The following is a 19,437-nucleotide window of genomic DNA, read 5'->3' as shown; positions in this document are numbered from 1 at the left end:
ATGCAAGCTAGGGTAACCTCAAAAGCGTGACAGAATCATTGAGAATACGTAGGTGTTAAATTTTAATTTACCCCACTAAACACCTTGAGAGCAAAGCAAATTTTGGCAGTATATCCAAATATCGCGTGTCAGCTCATTTTCTAAGTCCAATGATACTGCCTAGAAAATCACTACTCAGCTCTTAAAAGCAGGCCTTTAACACTGGAGGGCAAGGAAGTGCAGATCCAAGTCACAGCGAGGGATAGGTGATTTGAATGGCAGTCCAGATAAGATTGCTCCTAGATAAGCATCAAACACCCCATCTCCCCACCAAACCACTGCTGCTTAAGCCCCCGCTGCTTTTCCAACAACAACGTCAGGTACTCACGCAATGGATGAGCAGATGGCAGCGCAACCAGGTGCTTACGCAGCCTGCGTTGGTAAGGAAACTGATCAGCAGGCACATGCAGCGGCGTGGCATTTTGGGCAAGCCATTTGATGCTGGGCAGGAGCAAGTGAGTGGCGTTGCTGTCGAGCGCGAGCGTAACGCCCTTTACATCGAAGTCACCGGCGTAGATGTGTGTTCGGCGGGTTTTGTGCCAAGCATCAGCCAGTAACGCAAAGCCGCCGCCGTAGTGGCTGTCACCGCGGTAGACGATTAGTGGGTTTGCGTAGCCGCTTAGCGCTGGTTGTTCCGGCGAAAACTCATAGAAGCTGTCGAGGTTTTCGACCTGAATCAGGGCGCTAAAGGCGCTCAGTTTTAGCCCCAATACATCTACATCGCGAATCGTGCGTGGCTCGTTGGCGAGCCCGGCTATTGGCTGGGGCGGAAAGCTGACGAGTACCCGCCGTGCACGGGGGCTTTCGCGGGTTGCTTTGTCTTCCTCTACCCCCTCCTTCGCCTGGGCGCTGCTGGTCAGGCCGCTGAGTGAGCGGCCTAACGGCGCTATGCGGGCGCTCTCTAGTACGTCATTGATCTGGGCCAGCAAGGTGGCGTCAAAACGTAGCGTTTTACTGTTGATTCGGGTGGCCAGGTCAATGTCGTGCTGGTGGCACCAGGCCACTACGTCGTCTACCCACTGGCGGCGCGGCTTCTCCACCGCGGGCTGGCGGAGAAGTTCTCGGGCGACGCCGTTAAGGCCATTGCGTGCGCGGCTGGGTAGGTTCATACGGCCAGCTGCAGTTCTACATCGTGGATCAGGCGCAGGTGATTGAATTGGCTCGCCTGGCTCTCCTGCTGTTTGAGTCGAAATGCCTTCTGATCGCTTCGCGGCAGGCCCTGGTATTCGGAAATTACCTGGAAGAGCCAGATTTCATCCGGCCACTCCAGCGGGCTGTCACGCAGGTACTCAAGGGCGCTGACCGGCTCCGCCTGGGGCTGGTCGATCACGCTTAAATAGAAGTGTTCCACATCCTGCTTGAGCGCCTGCTGGCGGGCGGCTGCGAGGCTGCTCTCCTGCGCCTGGGCAGGGGCCGCGGCTTCAACCGTTTGCGTGGTGTGGCGCGGCTGGGGTAGCTGGTGCAGCAGCTCGGCGAGCAACCGGCTATCCAAGTTGCGATCCAGCGCCGGGGCGGCCGCCGCGCTTAGCGGGGCGGCTTGATTGACCAGCCCTGGCACCTCGCTGCGCCTTGCATAGTTGCCCGGCACAAAGCCAGGGTGTTCGCGCATAAAGGCGGCCATGCCACTGATCAGGCGGCTGCGCGCCTGCTGCTTACGAAAGCGCGCCATCAGTTCGATCAAGCGCCGCTGCACTTCGCGCAGGCTGGTGTAATGGTGGCTTAGCTGCTGCTGAAGCTGACTGATCAACAGCTTGCGCAAGCCGCCGTCGCTACCCACTAGCTCAATCAGCTCGTCGAAGTCGATCAGCGCCAGCCCATCCAGTAGCCGCGCGATCTGCTTCTGGGCGCGGTCGTTTTCGCGGATCTTGTCGTTGAGCTGGCTGACGAAACCAAAATCGCTATTCAGCCGCTGCCATAGGCTGTCGATGGCATCGGCGAAGCGCCCATTCAGGTCGTCGACCTCCTGGCGCAGGCGCATCAACTGCTGCTCCAGCTTCCAGTGTTCGCCGCGGCTGCGCGCCTCCCGGTAGCTGTGTACCAGGGCACGAATCAGTTCCAGGGTTTCCGCTACATCGGCATTCACATGGCGGCGGGTCTCGTCGGCGAGCATCTCGGCGATCAGTTCGCGCACCTTGGGCGCCAGCTTCACGCCGCTCTGCTCATCCGGGCGCCATAGAATGCGCGCCGCCAACAGCTTGCGCAGCGCGCTGTCGCTGAGCGATTCCAGCGGCACTTCATCGCGGGTGTAGGCCTGCATCAGCGCTTCAGAATGCTTACCCAGCAGCGCCAGCCGTTCGCTGCCGGTTTTTAGCAAGCGGCTTTCCAGCTCATTCCCACTGTTACTCACAAGAGGGCCTCCTGGGCGCCGGAGCCCTCCTCTTTGTCGGCGTCGATGGGCAGGTTCTCTTCATCGCGGATAAAGCGCACCAAGTCCACCAGATAGTCGATCTTGCCGGTGACCACAAACACCTGCCGCTCGGAGTGCGGTTGGAGCAGGTAGCCATGCTCTTTCAGGCGCTTGAAGACCTGCTTTACCTGGGCATCGAGCTGGTCACTTTGCGAGCCAAAAAAGCTGTCGGTGGCCAAGCGCTCCAGGCGCTCGCGTAGGCTTTGGTTATCCTCGCACTTGGCGCTGAACTCGGCGGGCTTGAGCACGTCGCCGGGGGCGGCCAGGGTGTCGCGGCCCAGCGCTTCTTGAACCAGCTGCAGCCACTCCAGCAGCGGCAGCAGGCTATTAAGTGTCTCACCCAACTGCCGCGAGAGCTGATCCCGGGCGCTGTCATTGAGCTGACGCCAAGCCAGAAAATAGACGCTGCCATCTTCGTTGCTGGCCAGCCGGCGGTTAAGCGGCCGCAGGTAGGTATCGATCTCCTCGCGGGTCTCTTCGTTACTTAAATGACGATAGCCGCTCTCATCGCTGACTGGGCAGATAAACTCCCCCGCCAGCAGGCGTTCAAGCAGTGGGCCGTGTTCGATCATGCTGTCACCTCCTGCTGACGTTCCTGGAGCCGCTCGGCCAGGCGGCTTAGCCGCGGCTCGATGCGTTTTAATACCCGCTTGTTGGGGTTGGCGTCATCGCGGTCGATCAAGTAGCGGTTGGCGAACAGCAGCAGTACGTCGGATTCCGGGTTGGGAAACGCGCCGACGATATGGATGCGGTTGCTGTCGCAGGCATCGAACAGTTTTTCGACGTTGTGGTAGGCCAGGGTGCCGATCTCATCGATGGGCCAGTGGATGGCGATGTCCGCATCGCCGCGCAGCAGGCGGGTAAAGGCGAGTAGGAACTTGCACAGAATCAGATACGCCATGCCGTGGCTGGAGGATTCCAGCAGTTGGCGGTCGTTTTTGATCACCAGATCGGTGCCGCCTTCGTTGAGGTGCAGCTCCAGGCGCAGCAGGCTTTCGAAGCTGTACTGCTGGTCGCTGCGCAGCAAATCGACCACGTCCGCCAGGGTGTTTAAGTAGTCATCGCTGGGTAGCGTTTGGCCGGATTCCCGCCACTCCTTGTAGCGTTGGGCGAATAGCTTCAACGGCTCCCAGAAGCCCAACTCATCGATGGTGGACTGGATACGCACTTCGGCCTTGGTGATGCCTTCCAAACGCAGGTCATCGGCGACTTCTTCAGAGAGCCTGCGGCTCTGGGCGCTGATGCGGCGGTTCAAATCGCGGAACACGGTAAAGAATTTATCCAGGTCGTCGCTCAGGTTGCGGCCCTCCTGAATCAGCTGTTGCTGTTGGTCTTCGAGCAGTTTGAGCATGTCGCGCAGTAGCGGCAGCTGTAGGCGCGGGTTGTCACTTTGTAGCTTGCTTCGTTCGCTCTCCAGCGCTTCGGCGAAGCCGCTGCTGGCGTCCTTGATCAGTTGGCTCTCCACCTCCAGGCAGCCACGGCGCAATTGCTCGATCTGCTGGTGGCGATTGCCCAGGGCCTGGCGGGCACGCTCGATGCGCTCGTCAACATCGCCCAGAGGCGCGCTGGGGGCTTGGCCGTCGGGTTCTATGGCCAGCGTTTCCAGCTGGGTGAGTAGCGGCTTTAAGGCTTCCAGGCAGGCGTATTCACTCTCCCGCTGGTTTTTCAGCGTGCTGACCGTGCTTTGATGGGCTTTGCGCGCCGCCTGGAAGTCGTTTTTCAGATGCTCTTTATCACGCTGTAGCTTCTGTTCCGCCTGCTCCAGTTCGGCCTCTTGGGCGACCAGCTGCGGTTTATGCTGGCCCCACTCCACGCGCATAAAGCGGGTGTATTCGGTGAGTTCATCCTGGCGGGCGGCGGTCACGCGGATGCGTTCGTCCTGGCTCGCCAAGCGCTGCTTGGTCTCTTTGAGTTTGGCGGGGTCGACGCCCTGCTCGGCCAGTTCCTGACTAAAGGCTTCCTCCAGTTCTTCCCTCTGACGCTGGTGCTCGGCGTTGGCGTCGCTTAGCTGCTGCTTATACTGGCGCAGTTGGGCATCCAGGCTATCCACTTGGCTCTGGCCGTCGGCTTTTAGCTCTAATAATTGGCTTTGATGGGTCTCGCTAAGTGCTGCCAGGGCCTGCTGCTTCTCTTCGCGCAGCTCTTTCTGCGCCTGCTCCTGGCTGGCTAACGCGGCCTGGTGGGCGGCGCGGCGCTCCTGCTGGCGCTTGGTGTGACGCTCCTGCTGCTGGCGGCGCGCCTCGGTAGCAAACTCGACTTCCTGCTCGGCGCGCTTGTGGGCCATGCGGCCCTGATCCTGGGCTTCATCCGCCTGTTGCACCTGCTCGTTATATTGCTTGAGCGCTTTCTCGGCGGCCTGGCACTCTGACTGCACGCGACGTTTGGCGCCATCCGCTTCTTCGATGGCGGCCAGCAGGGTGGCTTCGTCCTGGGCGTAGTCCGGCAGAGCGATGGCGGATAGATCCAGCGCCAGCCCAAACAGATCGTCGCTGGCGCCTTCGGCCAGTTGGGGGGCGAGATCGCGGCGCTCCAGCAGCTCCGGGGCAATCACCTTACCTAGCTGCTGCTCCCAGCCGGGGCGGTGATAGCGCAGGAAGTGGCGCAGACTGCCCTGCTCTGGGTCGCGCTGCTGATAGAGCGCGTAGCAGCGCTGCTCGGCGCGCTCAAGCTGTTGGCGAAGTTGCACCAGCTGCTGCTCGGCGTCGTCCCGGGCACGGCGACAGCTCTCAAACTCGCGGCGTAGGCCATCCAAGGTCGCGGCCGAGGCGTTGCGCTCTTGCTGGGCTTGATCCAGGCGCGCCTGGGCAAGTTCTGCCTCGTTGGCCTCTTCGGCGGTTTGGGTGGAAAGCGAGAGCTGCGCTTTGAGTTCGGCTAGCTGCTCGACGCCGAGCTCCAGCTGCGCCTGGTACTCGCCCTCCAGGCGTTGGCGCTCCTGCTGGTAGCGCTCGTTGAGCTGCTGCTCGGCCTCCCACTGCTGCTCCCGCCGTAGGGCTTTCTCTTCGACTAGGGCGTCGATCAGTTCCTGGGCCTCACCGGTCTGGCGGGCCAGCGCTTCAGAGAGTTCGCGCAGGCGACCATCGAGGCGCGCCTGGCTCTCCTTCACCGCGTCCTGCATCACGTTCAGGTGCTTTTGCAGTTGGTCGCGCTGTTCGCGCCATTGGGGCAGCGCATTGATATCCCGCTCCAGGGCGGGCATATCCGCCTCGGCATAGCGCTCGTACTGGGTTTGCAGGTCGTTCAAGCGGCGCTGGGTCTGCTGCAGATCGCTAACCACTTCGCTGTGGCGGTCGTTTAGCGCGTCCCGCGCCTCGCTATAGTCGCTCTCCCGCTGTTGGAATTCGCGCTGATGGCGGGCCAGCTCGGCATCCAGATCGGCCATTTGCCGCTCGGCCCGCTGGCGGTCATCTTCGAGCTGGGGTTTCAGTTGCCAGAGTGTGGCATCCAGATCGGCTAGTTCGCGGTCGATCCCTCCAAGCCGGGCCAGCGATGCCTGCAGCGGTTCCAGACGCATGGATTGGCGCATCTGGGCGATCCACTCTCGGGCTTTGGTGTTGCGAATCCGGGTCACCGGCAGCTCGACGCCATCCTCTTCGAAAATCGCCGCCAGCATGGTTTTGAGGGTATCCATCTTGCCCTCTTTGGCGTGTACCGCCGAGACCAGCTTTTCGATATGGCGGATACGCCGCTCGGGATTGACCAGGCTGAACTGCGCGGCGATCTGGCGCAGCTTGAGGCCGTCGCGGCTGTTGCCGTGCAGCTGGGTAAAGTCGTTCTGGATCACCGAGCGAAATTCAGAGGTCGCGCCCAGCTTGGGCGACACCGGCGTGCCGCTGCGGCGCAGGCCGCTGGCCCACTGGGTGTAGTCCAGCGCCGCCACGCCCGCTTCGCTCTCCACCAGGTAATCTTCCGGCTGGTAAGGCGCGCCGACAAAGCGGTACTCCACCCCGCCTTCTGCTTTGCGGGTTAGCACCGCCTGGCAGATATTGCCCGCTTCGCGGCGGTATTCGTACACCAGGTAGCTGTTGCGGTTGGGCAGGTAAAACGCATCAAACTTCATGCGGGTTTTGGGCACTACCTTATTGGGTAGCTCGCCGTAAAACACCGGCACCAGCCTCTGCAGCGTGGTTTTACCGGAGGCGTTGGTGCCGCAAATATTGGTGTGGCCGTCCACACTCAGTTCCACCACCCCTTCCAGGTGGCCGTGAATCATCACGATGCGTAGCAGGTGGGCCATGCCGTGTCCTTTCAATGACAATTTCAAGGGCGATCCGGATCGTTTGCTGATCGCTGAAAGCAGCCATTTTGCCAGACACCTTGATGGCTTGTCTTACTCATTACGCCTTGCCCAACAACCCCTCAAAAAAACTCACCGCATTGGCTTCCAGCCCTTCCAGGTAGTAACCGCCTTCCTGTACCACTAGCGTGGGCACGTTCAGGCCAGCCACCGTGCGGCCAAGCTCACCAAACCCCTCTGTGGAAACGGCGACCTTGGCCTGCGGGTCGAGTTCGTAGATATCAAACCCTAGCGCCAGCACAATGGCGTCCGGCTCGAACAGGCGAATGGCCTGGCAGGCTTGTTCCAGGCGGTCGAAAAATACCGACTCCGGTGAGCCATGGGGCATCGGTAGGTTGATGTTATAGCCCAACCCATCACCCTGCCCGCGCTCGTCTTCAAAGCCCGTCACCGCCGGGTAGAAGTTGGTGGTATCGCCGTGGATGGAGATATACATAACATCGTCGCGCTGGTAGAAAATCTCCTGAATGCCCTGCCCGTGATGCATATCAGGGTCTAACACCGCGATGCGCGGGTAGCGGGTTTTAAGATGCTGGGCAGCAATGGCGGCATTGTTGAGGAAACAGAAGCCACCGGCTGAGTCGATGCCCGCGTGGTGGCCCGGCGGGCGTGATAGCGCATAGGCGAATCGATCACCGGCCAGCAGGGCCTCGGCACCTGCCACCGCGCTTTGCGCTGACCAGTATGCCGATTGCCAGGTATGTTGCCCCACCGGGGCGCTGCCGTCGGCCATATAGCGCCCGGCTTCTGCCAATATACCGCGTAATGCGTTGGGCGAACGCACGAAGATGTTGGAGATCACTTCCTCTCCCCAGTCTTCGTCAAGGGCATGCCAGCGCCGATGGGCGCTTTCGAGAAAGCGTAGATAGGCCAGCGAATGCACCGCTCTCAACGGCGCCACGCCATAATCTTCGGGCGTTTGAACATCGAATCCAAGCTGCCTGGCGGCCGCTAATAAGTGCGTGACGCGTTCAGGTACTTCCTGGGGCGTGCGCATTTTGCCACGGGAGAAGTAGGTTTGCGGCCGATGAAGTAACTGATCAGCGTGAAAGAATGTCTTCATTGACATGCTCTCCGGTTTCACCCACTCCCTTGACCACAAATTTACGGGCAACGCCTATGTGGTAGTCGATCGCTTCGCGGCAAGCGTCAGGGCGGCCGCTATCCAGCGCTTCCAGAAGTTGGAAGTGGCTGGTGGCGATGGTCTCGGGGGCTTCGTGGGTTTTGGTGATTAGGGTGATGCACAGGCGCAGCTCATGGGTCAGATCATCAAAGGCACGCAGCAGCCGCTCGTTCCCCCCGTAGTGCAGCATCAGCCGGTGAAACTGCAAATCCTCCTCAATGCGCCGGGTGCCATCGTTGCTTTCCGCTGCCTCACACAGCACCTCCACCTGCTGCGCCAGCGCACGCTTGGCCTCAGGCGTATAGCGCTCTACCAAGCGGTGAATGGCATGGCGTTCAAGACACAGCCGCAGATCAAACACATCTTCGAGTTCAACGGCATTCAACGCGCGAACAAAGAAGCCACGCCGGGGTTTTGAGATCAATAAGCCACGGCTTTCGAGCAGCCGGGCAGCCTCGCGAACCGGCGCCCGGCTAACGCCCAAGTCCCTGGAGAGCTGCACTTCAGAGAGCCGTTCGCCGGGTAAAAAGTGTTGGCTAATAATCGCTTGGGTCAAATAGTCAGCCACCTGCTCGACCAGGTTCTGCTGCTGGATAAAGGCCCTGGGAGCCACCGTTGATGAAGCCATAAAATTTACTCATAGGGCATGGTGCGTACTTTCCAGTATGACGAAAAATACACACCTGTCGACGAACGATTGCCGACTGTCGACAGTTTTACCAGTGACTGCTATGGTCAAAATAGGCTCTTAATAACCATCACAACTGGGCCTAACAGACACGCCTCGCTCGCCTAACGACGACGTAACCCCCTTACGTTCTAATAAACCGAGGAGCTGGAAACATGAAAAAACCCTTAGCGTTGGCTATTTCCGCTGCAGCACTTGCCTTTACCTCCGCCGCTTTGGCCGATGACCCCAAGTCGGGCGGAACGGTTAACACCATCATACAACCCGAACCACCAGGCTTGGTGCTGGGCATGATCCAAAATGCGCCCACGCGCACTGTATCGGGCAATATCTACGAAGGGCTGCTGCGCTACACCACCGACCTTGAACCCATGCCGCAGCTAGCAGAGTCCTGGGAGGTCAGCGACGATGGCCGCACCTACACCTTCCACCTACGTGACGATGTGACCTGGCACGATGGCGAAGCCTTTACTGCTGAAGACGTAGTGTTCTCCGCCGACGTTTTTCATCGCGAGCTAAACCCCAGCGCCCGGGCAGTACTGCAGCATGTAGAAAGCATTGAAGCGACCGACGACCACACCGTGGTATTTACCCTAACCCAGCCCTTCGGCCCCTTCCTGCTCTCCTTTGAAGCGGGCACTTTTACCATGGTGCCCGAGCACCTCTACGCGGGCACTGATTTCCGCAATAACGAGAACAATGATCACCCGATTGGCACCGGTCCGTTCAAGTTCTCCAACTGGGAGCGCGGCACGGTCATCGAGCTAGTCAAAAATGACGACTATTACGAAGAGGGCCTGCCCTACCTGGACGGCGTTAACTGGCACATCATCCCCGATGGCGCCTCCCGTGCGGTGGCTTTCGAGAATGAGACCATCGACGTGCTGCCCAGCGGTACGGTCGAGAACTTCGATATCCCCCGCTTAGCGGCAATGGATAACGTCTGCATGACCGAAGAGGGCCACGAGTATTTCAGCCCCTTCGCCATGCTGTGGATGAACAACCGCGAAGGCCCTACCGCCGACAAGCGTTTCCGCCAGGCAGTGATGTACGCCATGGATCGCGAATTTGCCAAAGATGTGCTGTGGAATGGCCTGGGCAATGTGCCTCTTTCTGCCTTTGGCTCTAATGCGCGTTTCCAGAATGAAGACCTGGCGCCCTACGACCACGATCCAGAACGTGCCCGGGAACTGCTGGATGAAATGGGCTACGACGGCGAAGAGATCACCATTCTGCCGCTGCCCTATGGGGAAACCTGGACGCGCTGGGCCGAAGCCGTGCAGCAGAACCTGCGCGAGGTAGGTATTAACGTAGAAACCCAAGCCACCGATGTGGGCGGCTGGAACCAGCGCCTGGGTGATTGGAATTACGACCTCGCCTTTACCTACCTCTACCAGTACGGCGACCCGGCGCTGGGCATTTCACGCACCTACCTTTCCGACAATATCGCTAAGGGCTCGCCCTGGAATAACGTCGAAGGCTACGAAAACGAACGCGTTGACGAGCTGTTTAACGAGGCCGCTACTGCCTACCCCGACGAAGAGCGCGAAAAGCTTTACCGCGAAGTGCAAGAGATCCTGCATGAAGATGTACCCGTTGGCTGGCTGATGGAGCTGGGTTTCCCGACCCTCTACCGCTGTGATGTGCAGAACCTGGTCACCTCCGGCGTGGGGGTTAACGACGGCTTTAAGGATGCTTGGCTAGACCGCTAAGTCCGACTATACCCAGGTAGCGCGAGCTGCCTGGGTTTTCCAGCCATGTCTTGAAGGTATCCGTCAGGAAACTACTTATGGTTTACGCTCGCCTCATTCTTATGCGGCTATTTAAAGCCGTTATTGTACTGTTTTTAATCGTTATTTTTAATTTCCTGCTGATTCAAATGGCCCCTGGAGACCCGGCGGCTATTTTGGCTGGGCAAGCTGGCGCTGCCGATCAGGAGTTCCTGAACCAGCTGCGCGAGCGATTTGGTCTTGATCAACCAATGTACGTGCAGCTGTGGCGCTATGTGTCGGGGATCGCCATGCTTGATTTTGGCTACTCCTACCGGCTGGGCGTTCCGGTGTTTGATCTGATCATGGATCGTTTACCCGCCACCCTGCTGCTCACCGGCACCGCCTTTGTGCTTTCGTTAGTGCTGGGCATTGTGGCGGGCTCCATGGCCGCCGCACGGGTCAAAAAACCTTCAGGTTCGATCATCATGGCGCTGGCGCTGATCTTCTACGCCACCCCGCTGTTCTGGGTCGCGCTGATGTCAGTGGTGGTGTTTTCGGTTTACCTGGGTTGGCTGCCCGCCTACGGCCTTTACACCGTGGGGGCCGGTCACACGGGGTTTGCCCTGGTGCTCGATGTTGCCAAGCACTTAGTACTACCGGCGACCACCCTAGCGCTGTTCTTTATGGCGATTTACACCCGCATGACGCGCACGTCCATGCTCGATGCCGCCCAGCAGGATTACGTCAAAACCGCCCGTGCCAAAGGCTTAAAGCCAAGCATTATTCAGCGCCGCCATGTGCTGCGTAACGCGCTACTACCCATTATCACCCTGGCTGGCCTGCAGGCGGGGCAGATGGTCGGCGGCGCGATTCTGACCGAAACCGTGTTTGCCTGGCCCGGCATCGGGCGCTTGATGTTCGAAGCCCTTGAGCAGCGCGACTACAACCTGCTGCTGGGCATTTTCTTCTTCTCGGCGGCGCTGGTGATTGTCTTCAATATCATCACCGATTTGGTTTACAGCCTGGCTGATCCACGCATCAAGAAGGGGGCCGCATGAGCTTTTTCGCACGCTTCGCGCAAAACCGTGGCGCCCTGGTGGGGCTGATCATTCTGCTGCTGATTATCGCCATGGCGATACTGGCGCCGCTGCTGTTCCCTGAATCACCCTGGCGCATGGTGCAGCGGCCCTTTTTGCCACCGCTCTCACAGGATGGTTTTCCCCTGGGCACCGATACCATGGGCCGCAACGTAGCCTCGGGCCTGATGCACGGCGCCTGGGTATCGCTATTGATTGGGCTGGTATCCACCAGCGTGGCACTGCTGATTGGCGTTCCATTGGGCGCTATTGCCGGCTACTACGGCGGCATCATTGACGACGTATTGATGCGCTTTACCGAGTTCTTCCAGACCATTCCCAACTTCGCCCTGGCGATAGTGCTGGTGGCCATCATGCAACCCAGCATCACTTCGATTGTGTTGGCCATTGCGATTGTCAGTTGGCCGCCGGTAGCGCGCTTGGTGCGCGCCGAATTTATGTCGCTGCGCAACCGCGAGTATGTCGAGGCCGCGCGCCTGGTCGGCCAGTCCAACAGCACGATTATTCTGCGCCAGATTCTGCCCAATACGCTGTCGCCAATTATCGTGCTGGCCTCCTTGATGGTGGCGACCGCCATTCTGCTGGAGTCGGCGCTGTCGTTCCTGGGGTTGGGCGACCCTAACGTAATGTCCTGGGGCTATATGATCGGCGCGGCGCGCACAGTGATTCGCCAGGCCTGGTGGCTAAGCTTCTTCCCCGGAGTGGCGATTCTGCTCACTGTGCTGGCGTTAAACCTGGTGGGTGAAGGGTTAGACGACGCTTTGAACCCCAAACTATCACGCGAGCGCTAAGGACTTTATATGCCTATTACAGAGAATCAATCGGCTGACACCGTCCTCAGCATTCGCGATCTGAACATTGCGCTCCCCAAAGGGGCGGATCGCGCCCTGGCGGTGGAGGACGTTAGCTACGACGTGAAGCGGGGTGAGATCATGTGCGTGGTGGGCGAATCCGGCTCCGGTAAGTCGATGGCCGCCAACGCCGTCATGGGGCTGCTGCCCAAAGGCGTGAACGCCACCCAGGGCGAAATACTGTTCGAGGGCCAAGATCTGCTCGCCCTGACCGAGAAGCAGCACCGCGCCCTGCGCGGGCTAAAAATCGGCATGATCTTCCAGGAGCCGATGACCGCACTGAATCCACTGATGCGGGTAGGCGCGCAAATTGCTGAAGTGTTCGAGGCCCACGGCCAGCTCACCCCCAAAGAGCGCCAGGCCCGCGCGCTGGAACTGCTGATCGAAGTGGGTATTCCCCAGCCGGAAAAGGCCATTCGTGCCTACCCGTTCGAGCTTTCCGGCGGCCAGCGCCAGCGGGTGATGATCGCCATGGCACTGGCGCTGGAACCCATTCTGCTGATTGCCGACGAGCCTACCACGGCGCTGGATGTGACCACCCAGGCGCAGATTCTGGAACTGATCCGCGACCTTCAGCAGCGTCGCGGCATGTCGGTGATGTTTATCACCCACGACTTTGGCGTGGTGGCCGAAATCGCCAATCGCGTCTGCGTGATGCGCCACGGCAAGATTGTTGAACTTGGGGACGCGAAACCGGTGCTGCAAAACCCGCAAGATCCCTACACTCAAGCACTGATCGCGGCGATTCCCAGCAATGCGGTGCCACCCCACCGGGAGACCAGCCAGGTTGCTCCGCTACTGGAGATCAAACAGCTCAATAAGGTGTTCCGCTCACGAGGCGGTTGGCTTAAACCTGCCCGGGAAGTGCGCGCCCTGGAAGATGTCTCGCTTACCCTCGCCCGCGGCGAAACGGTGGGAATTGTGGGAGAATCCGGTTCAGGGAAATCCACCCTTGGGCGCTGCGTGGTGCGTTTGGAGCACCCTGACAGCGGCGAACTGCTGCTGGATGGCGTGAACCTTTCCCAGCTTAAAGGCGACGCGCTGCGCCGAGAGCGCCACCGGGTGCAGATGATCTTCCAAGACCCCTACGCCTCGCTCAACCCACGCACCAAGGTGGGCATGGCGATAGCCCAGGGGCCGATTGCCAACGGCACATCCAAAGCCGCAGCACTTAAACAGGCGGGTGAGCTGCTCGATATGGTGGGCTTGGGCGCCAGCGCCGTGGAACGCTTTCCTCACGAGTTTTCCGGGGGCCAGCGCCAGCGTATCGGCATTGCCAGGGCGCTGGCGCTCAACCCCGAGCTGATTGTGGCGGATGAAGCCGTATCAGCATTGGATGTGTCGATTCAGGCCCAGGTGCTGGAGCTGCTGGAGGAGCTAAAACAGCGCCTCTCACTCTCGCTGCTGTTTATTACTCACGACCTCCGGGTCGCCGCGCAGATTTGCGACCGCATTGTGGTGATGCAGCACGGCCGGATTGTGGAGCAAGGCAGCGCCGAGCAGATTTTCCTCGCCCCGCGTGAGACGTATACCCAAGACCTGCTCAAGGCGATTCCCGGCCGCGAAGCGCCCGTGGCCGCAACAGCGTAAGTTACCGGATAGACAAAATAAGCTAAGGAACACCCATGCAAATAACCCTGGAGACGCTGCGCGCCATTGTCGGCCCGACCCACGTGTTAACCGGAGATGATGTCAGTAGCCGTAGCGTCGATTGGATGACCGGCGCGCCCTGCCAGGCAGGCGCCATTGCTCGCCCGGCGGATACCGAACAGGTCGCCGCGTTGATGCGGGCTTGCCACACCGCACAGCAGCCGGTTGTCACCCACGGCGGCTTAACGGGCTTGGTACACGGCGCGGAAGCCAGCCCCGATGAACTGGTGATCTCTCTTGAACGCATGAGCTCCATTGAAGAGATTGATCAGGTGGGGGGCACCCTCACCGTACAGGCGGGCGCACCGCTGCAACGGGTTCAGGAAGCGGCTAAAGAGGTCGGCCTGCAGTTCCCACTGGATCTGGGCGCCCGAGGCAGTTGCACCATTGGCGGCAATATCGCCACCAACGCTGGCGGTGTTCGGGTCATCCGCTACGGCATGATGCGCCAGCAGGTGCTCGGCCTGGAAGCGGTGATGGCCGATGGCCGGGTGGTCAGCTCGATGAATCGCATGCTGAAAAACAATGCCGGTTTCGATTTAAAGCAGCTGTTTATCGGTAGCGAAGGCACTCTGGGCATTGTGACCCGTGCGGTGCTACGCCTGCAGCCACCTACCCCAAGCGAGCAAACGGCGATGGTGGCCTGCCCCTCGTTTGAGGCGCTCACCGGGCTGCTCAGCCATATGGGCAGAGCGCTTGGCGGAGGCCTGGGTGCTTTTGAGGTGATGTGGCAAAACCACTACCGGCTGCTCACTGAAACCCTGGGCCGCCACACCCCGCCGATTGCCACTGAACACCCCTTTTATGTGATCATTGATTCCCTGGGCAGCGACGCCGAGCGCAATGCCACTCAGTTCAGCGAAGCATTGGAAAGCGCGTTAGAGCGCGAGCTGATTGTCGATGCGGTGATTGCCCAATCCAGCACCCAGCGCGATGGCCTATGGGCGATACGCGAGGATATCGAAGGGCTGGTCAAGGGCTTGGCGCCAGTGCTCACCTTTGACGTTAGCCTGCCCATTGCCGATATGCAGCGCTATACCGGTGCTTTGGAAGCGCAGCTAACCCAGCGCTGGGCAGAGGCGAAGCTGGTGGTATTTGGCCATCTCGGCGATGGCAACCTGCATATTTCCGTTAGCGTGGGGAGCGCTGAGATCGAAGTGCGGCGAGAAGTTGAAGCCATGGTTTACCAGCCGCTGGCAACGCTAGGCGGTTCGGTCTCCGCCGAACACGGCATCGGCCTGGAGAAGCGGCCCTGGCTAGGCACCTGCCGCTCCAGTGCCGAGATTGAGTTGATGCATACGCTCAAGCAGTCGCTAGACCCACTCTGCCTTCTCAATCGCGGTAAAGTATTGAGCTAATTATTGTTTTTTTAGGATATCAACATGCCCCGCTACCCCAACCACTTATACAGTGAAGGCCCTGTTAATCCGTTTCCGGGCATTAAGGTGTTAGAACGCCGACTTGGCAAGGAAATCCCCCATCGGCTGGGCTCTAACGAAGGTCTGGATATGCCCCACCGCGCCCTGCGCAAGCACTTTGGCGATGCCCTGGTCGAACACGTTTACTGCTACGGCGATTCAGAAGCCCTGGGCGTACGCCAACGTTTGAGCGCTCAGCAAGGTATCCCGCTGGAAACGCTACTGGTGGATGCGGGTGCTGACAGTCTGATCGCCCTGGCGCTGCGCACTACCTGCGAACCGGGTGAAAGCGTGGTGGGCACCGCAGGTACCTACCCCACCTTTGGCTATTTCGCCAAAGGCCAGGGGTGCCACTTGGTTGAGCCCAGCTATTATGAAGCGCCCGGCGTCCTGGCGCCCGATCTGGAAGCCCTGGCCGCCGCTGCCCATCAGGAAAACGCCCGCTTGGTTTATCTGGCCAATCCGGATAACCCCAGCGGCCACTTACACAGCGACAGCGCCATCCTCGAGCTGCGCGAGGCGCTGCCCGATACCTGCTGGCTGCTGCTGGACGAAGCCTACGGGGACTTCCGCGACGATGCCAACAGCGAGTTCGCTGGCAAAGCAATCCCAGGAGTGATTCGTCTACGCACGCTTTCCAAGGCCCACGGCCTGGCGGGGCTGCGCATCGGCTACGCTATCGCCGACCCTAACGTGTTGGCGATGATGATGAAGGTGCGTATTCACTACGCGGTATCGTCACTGACCCTGGCCGCCGCCGAAGTGGTGCTTGATCATCCTGACGAAGTGCATCAACACGTCGCCGATGTGAAGGCGCGTCGTGAGCAGTTGGCGGAGCACTTTCACGCCCTCGGTGCCGACGTGCTGCCCAGCGCCACCAACTTTATCGGCATTCGCCTGCCCAGCGCTGAGCTCGCCGCAGAGGTGCACCAGCAGCTACTCGCCGAAGGCGTGCTCGTTGCTCGCTTGGCGCATCCAGAGCTTGCCAATGTGATTCGTATTACCGCGGTACAAGCAGCGTTGGAGCCGGGAAGATTGGCGGCTCTCGAACAGGCGATTAAGGCTTAAGCCAGCGTTAACCAATGCCTGAACTCATCCAGCTCTCCGCGCACCGCTTGGCGATATAAGCCCTGCAGTTGTGCCGTCACGCTGTCTTGGCTGATGGGTTCGTTAACGGGTGGTGCGCCAGCACGTCCACCAATGCGGCGACCATCCAGCTCGCGAAGCGGCAGTATCTCAGCGGCGGTGCCGGTTAGGAATGCCTCGTCGGCGGTGTAGAGCTCATCACGGGTGATCCGACGCTCGCGCACTTCAATGCCCAGCACTTTTTGCGCCAGTTGAATCACGCTATCCCGAGTGATGCCTTGCAGGCAGGAAGTCACTTCTGGGGTGTGCAGCACGCCATCGCGAAGCAAGAAGACGTTAGACGACGAGGCCTCAGCCACATAGCCCTCCGGGTCAAGCATAATGGTTTCATCAAACCCGGCTTTGATCGCGGTATTGAGTGCCAGTATCGAGTTAACGTAGTGACCGTTGGTTTTCGCTCGGCAGAGGCTGATATTGACGTGGTGACGCGCCCAGGAGGAGGTCAGTGCGCGCAAGCCGTGGGTCGCGGCCTGAGGCGAAATGTAGGGGCCTAAATCCCAGGCGGCCACCATGACGTGGGTGGTTAATCCTTTAGCACGCAATCCCATACCTTCCGCGCCGAAAAACACCGTGGGCTTAAGGTAGGCGCTGCGCAGGTTGTTTTTCGCCAGGCACTGGCGCTGGGCTTCTATCAGTTCCGTTTCGCTAAACGGCAGCGGCATATCCAGCGAATGAGCGCTCTCTGCCAAACGGCGGGTATGTTCAGCGGCTCTGAAAAGATGCGTTCCGTTGGGGCCAGCATAAGCGCGTACGCCCTCGAAACAGCCCATGCCGTAGTGCAGTGTATGAGACAACACATGCACCTTGGCGTCGCGCCACGCGCGCCATTCGCCATCCTGCCAAATCCAGCCATCGCGGTCATAAAGCGGTGTCATTGGTTTGCTTGCTCCCACTGTTGGCGCCAGCTATCAATTAAGGTTTGCTGGTGCGGTTGTAGGGCCTGATAGCCCCAAGCGGCAATTTCATCGTTTTGCGGGTCGGGCACGCTAATCGCACTACCCGCCAGGGTTTGGATCACCGCGTGGCCGCACAGCGGCACATAGCCTTCGGAGTAGCCACCTTCGTGAATAAACACCAGCTTGCCTTCACAGCAGCGCTCGGCTAACGCCTTTAGCTGACCGGTCATGGTGGCGAACGCTTGGCTGTTGAGCAGCATCTTGCCTAAGGGATCTTTGGCGCAAGCATCGTAACCGCAGGCCACCACGATGAGTTCGGGCTTAAAGGCTTCCAGTGCGGGCAGCACCAGCTTTTCCATGGCGTAAGCATAGGCACCTAGTCCACAGCCAGGGGGCAGCGGCAGATTGAGATTGGCACCCAGGCTTGCGCCTTCGCCCTGTTCGTCAAAGCTGCCGGTTTCCAGCGGGTAGTTTGCGGCTTGATGGATTGAGAGGGTCAGCACGTCGGGCTCGCTATAAAACGCCGCCTGTTGGCCGTTACCGTGGTGAACATCCCAATCGAGTATCGCCACGCGGTTAACCTGCCCCAAGGCGCGGGCGCGCATTACCGCCACGGGGATATTACCCAGTAGGCAGAATCCACGGCCTTGATCGGCTTCTGCATGGTGGCCCGGCGGGCGACAAAGGGCGTAGGCATTACCCACCTCCCCCAGCGCCACGGCTTCAACAGCAGCGACAGCTAGCCCTGCGGAGTGTGTTGCTGCTGCCCAACTGCCCGGCATATAAGGTGCACAGTCGCCGCCGTTGCCGCCTCGGGCTTTATCCCCCGCCTGTAGCTGATCTAAATAACGCGGGGTATGAAAGCGCAGCAGATCGTCCAGCGTCGCGGCCGTCGGTTTCCCCACGTGGAGTTCGTCAATTAACCCGCTAACTTCAAGAATATTTTTCAGCCGTCGTTTGCTCTCGGGGCTTTCCGAAGCGGCCTGGGGCTGCAGGAACTCGCCGGGTGCGGAGAACACGCCAATGGCGCCCAAGTCATGCCAAAAGCAGCGTTCGTGCCAGTAAAAACCGGTGCTGCTCATGCTGTAAAACCCTGCATAAAAGCAGCCAGGTTGGCGCTTAGGTGTTCGGTGGGGTAGCCGCCTTCTTGCACCACAACGGTGGGCAGCGCCAGCGCAGCCAAACGTTTACCAAGCTCGACAAAGGCTTCTGTTTCCACGCTGAGCCCTGCCAGCGGGTCATCCTTGTGGGCGTCTAAGCCTAATGCGACGACCACGGCCTCTGGCTCGTAGCGCTGTAGGTGATCAATCAGAATCGCCAGGGCATCAAGATAAACGTCTCCATCGCCGCCTACCGGCAAGGGCAGATTAACGTTAGCGCCTACGCCCTCCTCGCAGCCCTCTTCATCAGCGCCGCCCCAAAAGAAGGGATAAAAATCGCTAGGGTCAGCGTGCAGCGAACCTGTCCACACATCGCTGCGTTTATAAAAAATATCCTGGGTGCCGTTGCCATGGTGCAAGTCCACGTCAATGATCGCCACTTTAGCAAAGCGCTCGCGCAGCACCGTGGCGGCCAGCGCTGAATTGTTCAATAGGCAAAACCCCCCGGCGCGCTCAGGCCCGGCATGATGACCCGGCGGTCGGCACAGTGCGTAGGCCGTTGGTGCGCCATTAAGCACCTCTTCTGCCGCCGCTTCGGCGCTAGCGGCCGAGGCCAGCGCGCCTTGAAAGCTGGTCGCGCTTAGCGGGCAGGCCATATCGTGAAGGTGCCACCCCGCCTGCCCAATCGGGTGGCGCGGGTAGTGGTGTCCGCCGCCGCAGGGGTGGATATTGGGCGCCACCACCTCCGCCGCGTTGGGGAGCGCCTGCCAACGAGCGTAAATCGTATCCAGAAACCTCAGGTAACGCGGCGTATGGATTTGCTCTAAGCGCTTACGTAGCTTGGGTGAATCCGCCTCGCTGGGCGTGGTTAGCGTTAGCCCCGCGCCCGCCAACCCTTGGCTCAGCAGCTCGGCGCGCAGCGGCCCTTCCGGAGAGGGCGCAGGCTGGCCGCGCAGCAGAAACGTCGGCGGCGCATGCAACGCCTGGTCAGGGTGATAAAAACACTTCATGGGTCG

General features: G+C 59.9%; 15 protein-coding genes. 6 read left to right on the top strand and 9 right to left on the bottom strand.

The window, feature by feature from the left end; translation table 11 throughout:
• Positions 1-278 precede the first annotated feature (278 nt).
• From ACFIOZ_RS03410 to ACFIOZ_RS03385, 6 genes are all read right to left on the bottom strand, one after another.
• A complete protein-coding gene (locus ACFIOZ_RS03410; protein ID WP_386082303.1) occupies positions 279-1,148 on the bottom strand; it encodes a DUF7281 domain-containing protein in 870 nt (289 codons plus the stop codon).
• Complete coding sequence (locus tag ACFIOZ_RS03405) at positions 1,145-2,386, bottom strand: hypothetical protein (protein ID WP_386082302.1); 1,242 nt, start codon at positions 2,384-2,386, stop codon at positions 1,145-1,147. The genes ACFIOZ_RS03410 and ACFIOZ_RS03405 overlap by 4 nt, the downstream gene beginning before the upstream one ends.
• Positions 2,383-3,018: a condensin complex protein MksE gene (locus ACFIOZ_RS03400; protein ID WP_386082301.1), complete on the bottom strand. Its 636-nt coding sequence runs from the start codon at positions 3,016-3,018 to the stop codon at positions 2,383-2,385. Before ACFIOZ_RS03400 ends, ACFIOZ_RS03405 begins: the two co-directional genes overlap by 4 nt.
• On the bottom strand, positions 3,015-6,680 hold the full coding sequence (locus ACFIOZ_RS03395) for an ATP-binding protein (protein ID WP_386082300.1): 3,666 nt from the start codon (positions 6,678-6,680) through the stop codon (positions 3,015-3,017). The genes ACFIOZ_RS03400 and ACFIOZ_RS03395 overlap by 4 nt, the downstream gene beginning before the upstream one ends.
• A gap of 100 nt (positions 6,681-6,780) precedes the next feature.
• A complete protein-coding gene (locus ACFIOZ_RS03390) occupies positions 6,781-7,803 on the bottom strand; it encodes a histone deacetylase family protein (protein WP_386082299.1) in 1,023 nt (340 codons plus the stop codon).
• Positions 7,781-8,491, bottom strand: coding sequence for a GntR family transcriptional regulator (locus ACFIOZ_RS03385; RefSeq protein ID WP_386082297.1), 711 nt, complete (start codon positions 8,489-8,491; stop codon positions 7,781-7,783). The genes ACFIOZ_RS03390 and ACFIOZ_RS03385 overlap by 23 nt, the downstream gene beginning before the upstream one ends.
• A gap of 215 nt (positions 8,492-8,706) precedes the next feature.
• On the opposite strand from ACFIOZ_RS03385, the gene ACFIOZ_RS03380 reads away from it, so the two are divergent.
• The 6 genes from ACFIOZ_RS03380 (at position 8,707) to ACFIOZ_RS03355 (ending at position 16,347) form a co-directional block, all read left to right on the top strand.
• On the top strand, positions 8,707-10,263 hold the full coding sequence (locus tag ACFIOZ_RS03380) for an ABC transporter substrate-binding protein (RefSeq protein ID WP_386082295.1): 1,557 nt from the start codon (positions 8,707-8,709) through the stop codon (positions 10,261-10,263).
• A 77-nt stretch (positions 10,264-10,340) separates the two neighbouring features.
• Positions 10,341-11,321 (top strand): ABC transporter permease, encoded by a 981-nt coding sequence (locus tag ACFIOZ_RS03375; RefSeq protein ID WP_088700590.1) that lies wholly within the window; start codon positions 10,341-10,343, stop codon positions 11,319-11,321.
• Positions 11,318-12,151 (top strand): ABC transporter permease, encoded by an 834-nt coding sequence (locus tag ACFIOZ_RS03370; RefSeq protein ID WP_071695396.1) that lies wholly within the window; start codon positions 11,318-11,320, stop codon positions 12,149-12,151. The genes ACFIOZ_RS03375 and ACFIOZ_RS03370 overlap by 4 nt, the downstream gene beginning before the upstream one ends.
• Before the next feature lie 9 nt (positions 12,152-12,160).
• Positions 12,161-13,801: an ABC transporter ATP-binding protein gene (locus ACFIOZ_RS03365; RefSeq protein ID WP_386082293.1), complete on the top strand. Its 1,641-nt coding sequence runs from the start codon at positions 12,161-12,163 to the stop codon at positions 13,799-13,801.
• A 35-nt stretch (positions 13,802-13,836) separates the two neighbouring features.
• The gene (locus ACFIOZ_RS03360; protein ID WP_386082291.1) at positions 13,837-15,219 is read left to right on the top strand and encodes an FAD-binding oxidoreductase; all 1,383 of its coding nucleotides are present in this window, start codon (positions 13,837-13,839) and stop codon (positions 15,217-15,219) included.
• 24 nt (positions 15,220-15,243) lie between these two features.
• Positions 15,244-16,347 (top strand): pyridoxal phosphate-dependent aminotransferase, encoded by a 1,104-nt coding sequence (locus tag ACFIOZ_RS03355; protein ID WP_386082288.1) that lies wholly within the window; start codon positions 15,244-15,246, stop codon positions 16,345-16,347.
• Here the strand turns inward: ACFIOZ_RS03355 and ACFIOZ_RS03350 are convergent.
• From ACFIOZ_RS03350 to ACFIOZ_RS03340, 3 genes are read right to left on the bottom strand one after another with little or no spacing between them, the layout of a single operon-like run.
• Entirely contained in the window at positions 16,344-17,300 is a 957-nt protein-coding gene (locus tag ACFIOZ_RS03350) for a branched-chain amino acid transaminase (RefSeq protein WP_386082286.1), read from the bottom strand. The genes ACFIOZ_RS03355 and ACFIOZ_RS03350 overlap by 4 nt on opposite strands.
• Positions 17,297-18,403 (bottom strand): class II histone deacetylase, encoded by a 1,107-nt coding sequence (locus ACFIOZ_RS03345; RefSeq protein ID WP_386082284.1) that lies wholly within the window; start codon positions 18,401-18,403, stop codon positions 17,297-17,299. Before ACFIOZ_RS03345 ends, ACFIOZ_RS03350 begins: the two co-directional genes overlap by 4 nt.
• Positions 18,400-19,431, bottom strand: coding sequence for a histone deacetylase family protein (locus ACFIOZ_RS03340; protein WP_386082283.1), 1,032 nt, complete (start codon positions 19,429-19,431; stop codon positions 18,400-18,402). The genes ACFIOZ_RS03345 and ACFIOZ_RS03340 overlap by 4 nt, the downstream gene beginning before the upstream one ends.
• Between the last annotated feature and the right edge of the window lie 6 nt (positions 19,432-19,437).

It is taken from the genome of Vreelandella sp. F11, assembly GCF_042466685.1.
Taxonomy (GTDB): Bacteria; Pseudomonadota; Gammaproteobacteria; order Pseudomonadales; family Halomonadaceae; genus Vreelandella.
The sequence above is the reverse complement of the archived record's forward strand: the minus strand, read 5'-3'. Positions and strand labels throughout refer to the sequence as shown.

Bases quoted from the DNA above. Each gene is read 5' to 3' on its own strand.
- ACFIOZ_RS03410 (WP_386082303.1), bottom strand. From the start codon at position 1,148: ATGAACCTACCCAGCCGCGCACGCAATGGCCTTAACGGCGTCGCCCGA.
- ACFIOZ_RS03400 (WP_386082301.1), bottom strand. From the start codon at position 3,018: ATGATCGAACACGGCCCACTGCTTGAACGCCTGCTGGCGGGGGAGTTT.
- ACFIOZ_RS03395 (WP_386082300.1), bottom strand. From the start codon at position 6,680: ATGGCCCACCTGCTACGCATCGTGATGATTCACGGCCACCTGGAAGGG.
- ACFIOZ_RS03390 (WP_386082299.1), bottom strand. From the start codon at position 7,803: ATGAAGACATTCTTTCACGCTGATCAGTTACTTCATCGGCCGCAAACC.
- ACFIOZ_RS03385 (WP_386082297.1), bottom strand. From the start codon at position 8,491: ATGGCTTCATCAACGGTGGCTCCCAGGGCCTTTATCCAGCAGCAGAAC.
- ACFIOZ_RS03380 (WP_386082295.1), top strand. From the start codon at position 8,707: ATGAAAAAACCCTTAGCGTTGGCTATTTCCGCTGCAGCACTTGCCTTT.
- ACFIOZ_RS03375 (WP_088700590.1), top strand. From the start codon at position 10,341: ATGGTTTACGCTCGCCTCATTCTTATGCGGCTATTTAAAGCCGTTATT.
- ACFIOZ_RS03370 (WP_071695396.1), top strand. From the start codon at position 11,318: ATGAGCTTTTTCGCACGCTTCGCGCAAAACCGTGGCGCCCTGGTGGGG.
- ACFIOZ_RS03365 (WP_386082293.1), top strand. From the start codon at position 12,161: ATGCCTATTACAGAGAATCAATCGGCTGACACCGTCCTCAGCATTCGC.
- ACFIOZ_RS03360 (WP_386082291.1), top strand. From the start codon at position 13,837: ATGCAAATAACCCTGGAGACGCTGCGCGCCATTGTCGGCCCGACCCAC.
- ACFIOZ_RS03355 (WP_386082288.1), top strand. From the start codon at position 15,244: ATGCCCCGCTACCCCAACCACTTATACAGTGAAGGCCCTGTTAATCCG.
- ACFIOZ_RS03350 (WP_386082286.1), bottom strand. From the start codon at position 17,300: ATGACACCGCTTTATGACCGCGATGGCTGGATTTGGCAGGATGGCGAA.
- ACFIOZ_RS03345 (WP_386082284.1), bottom strand. From the start codon at position 18,403: ATGAGCAGCACCGGTTTTTACTGGCACGAACGCTGCTTTTGGCATGAC.
- ACFIOZ_RS03340 (WP_386082283.1), bottom strand. From the start codon at position 19,431: ATGAAGTGTTTTTATCACCCTGACCAGGCGTTGCATGCGCCGCCGACG.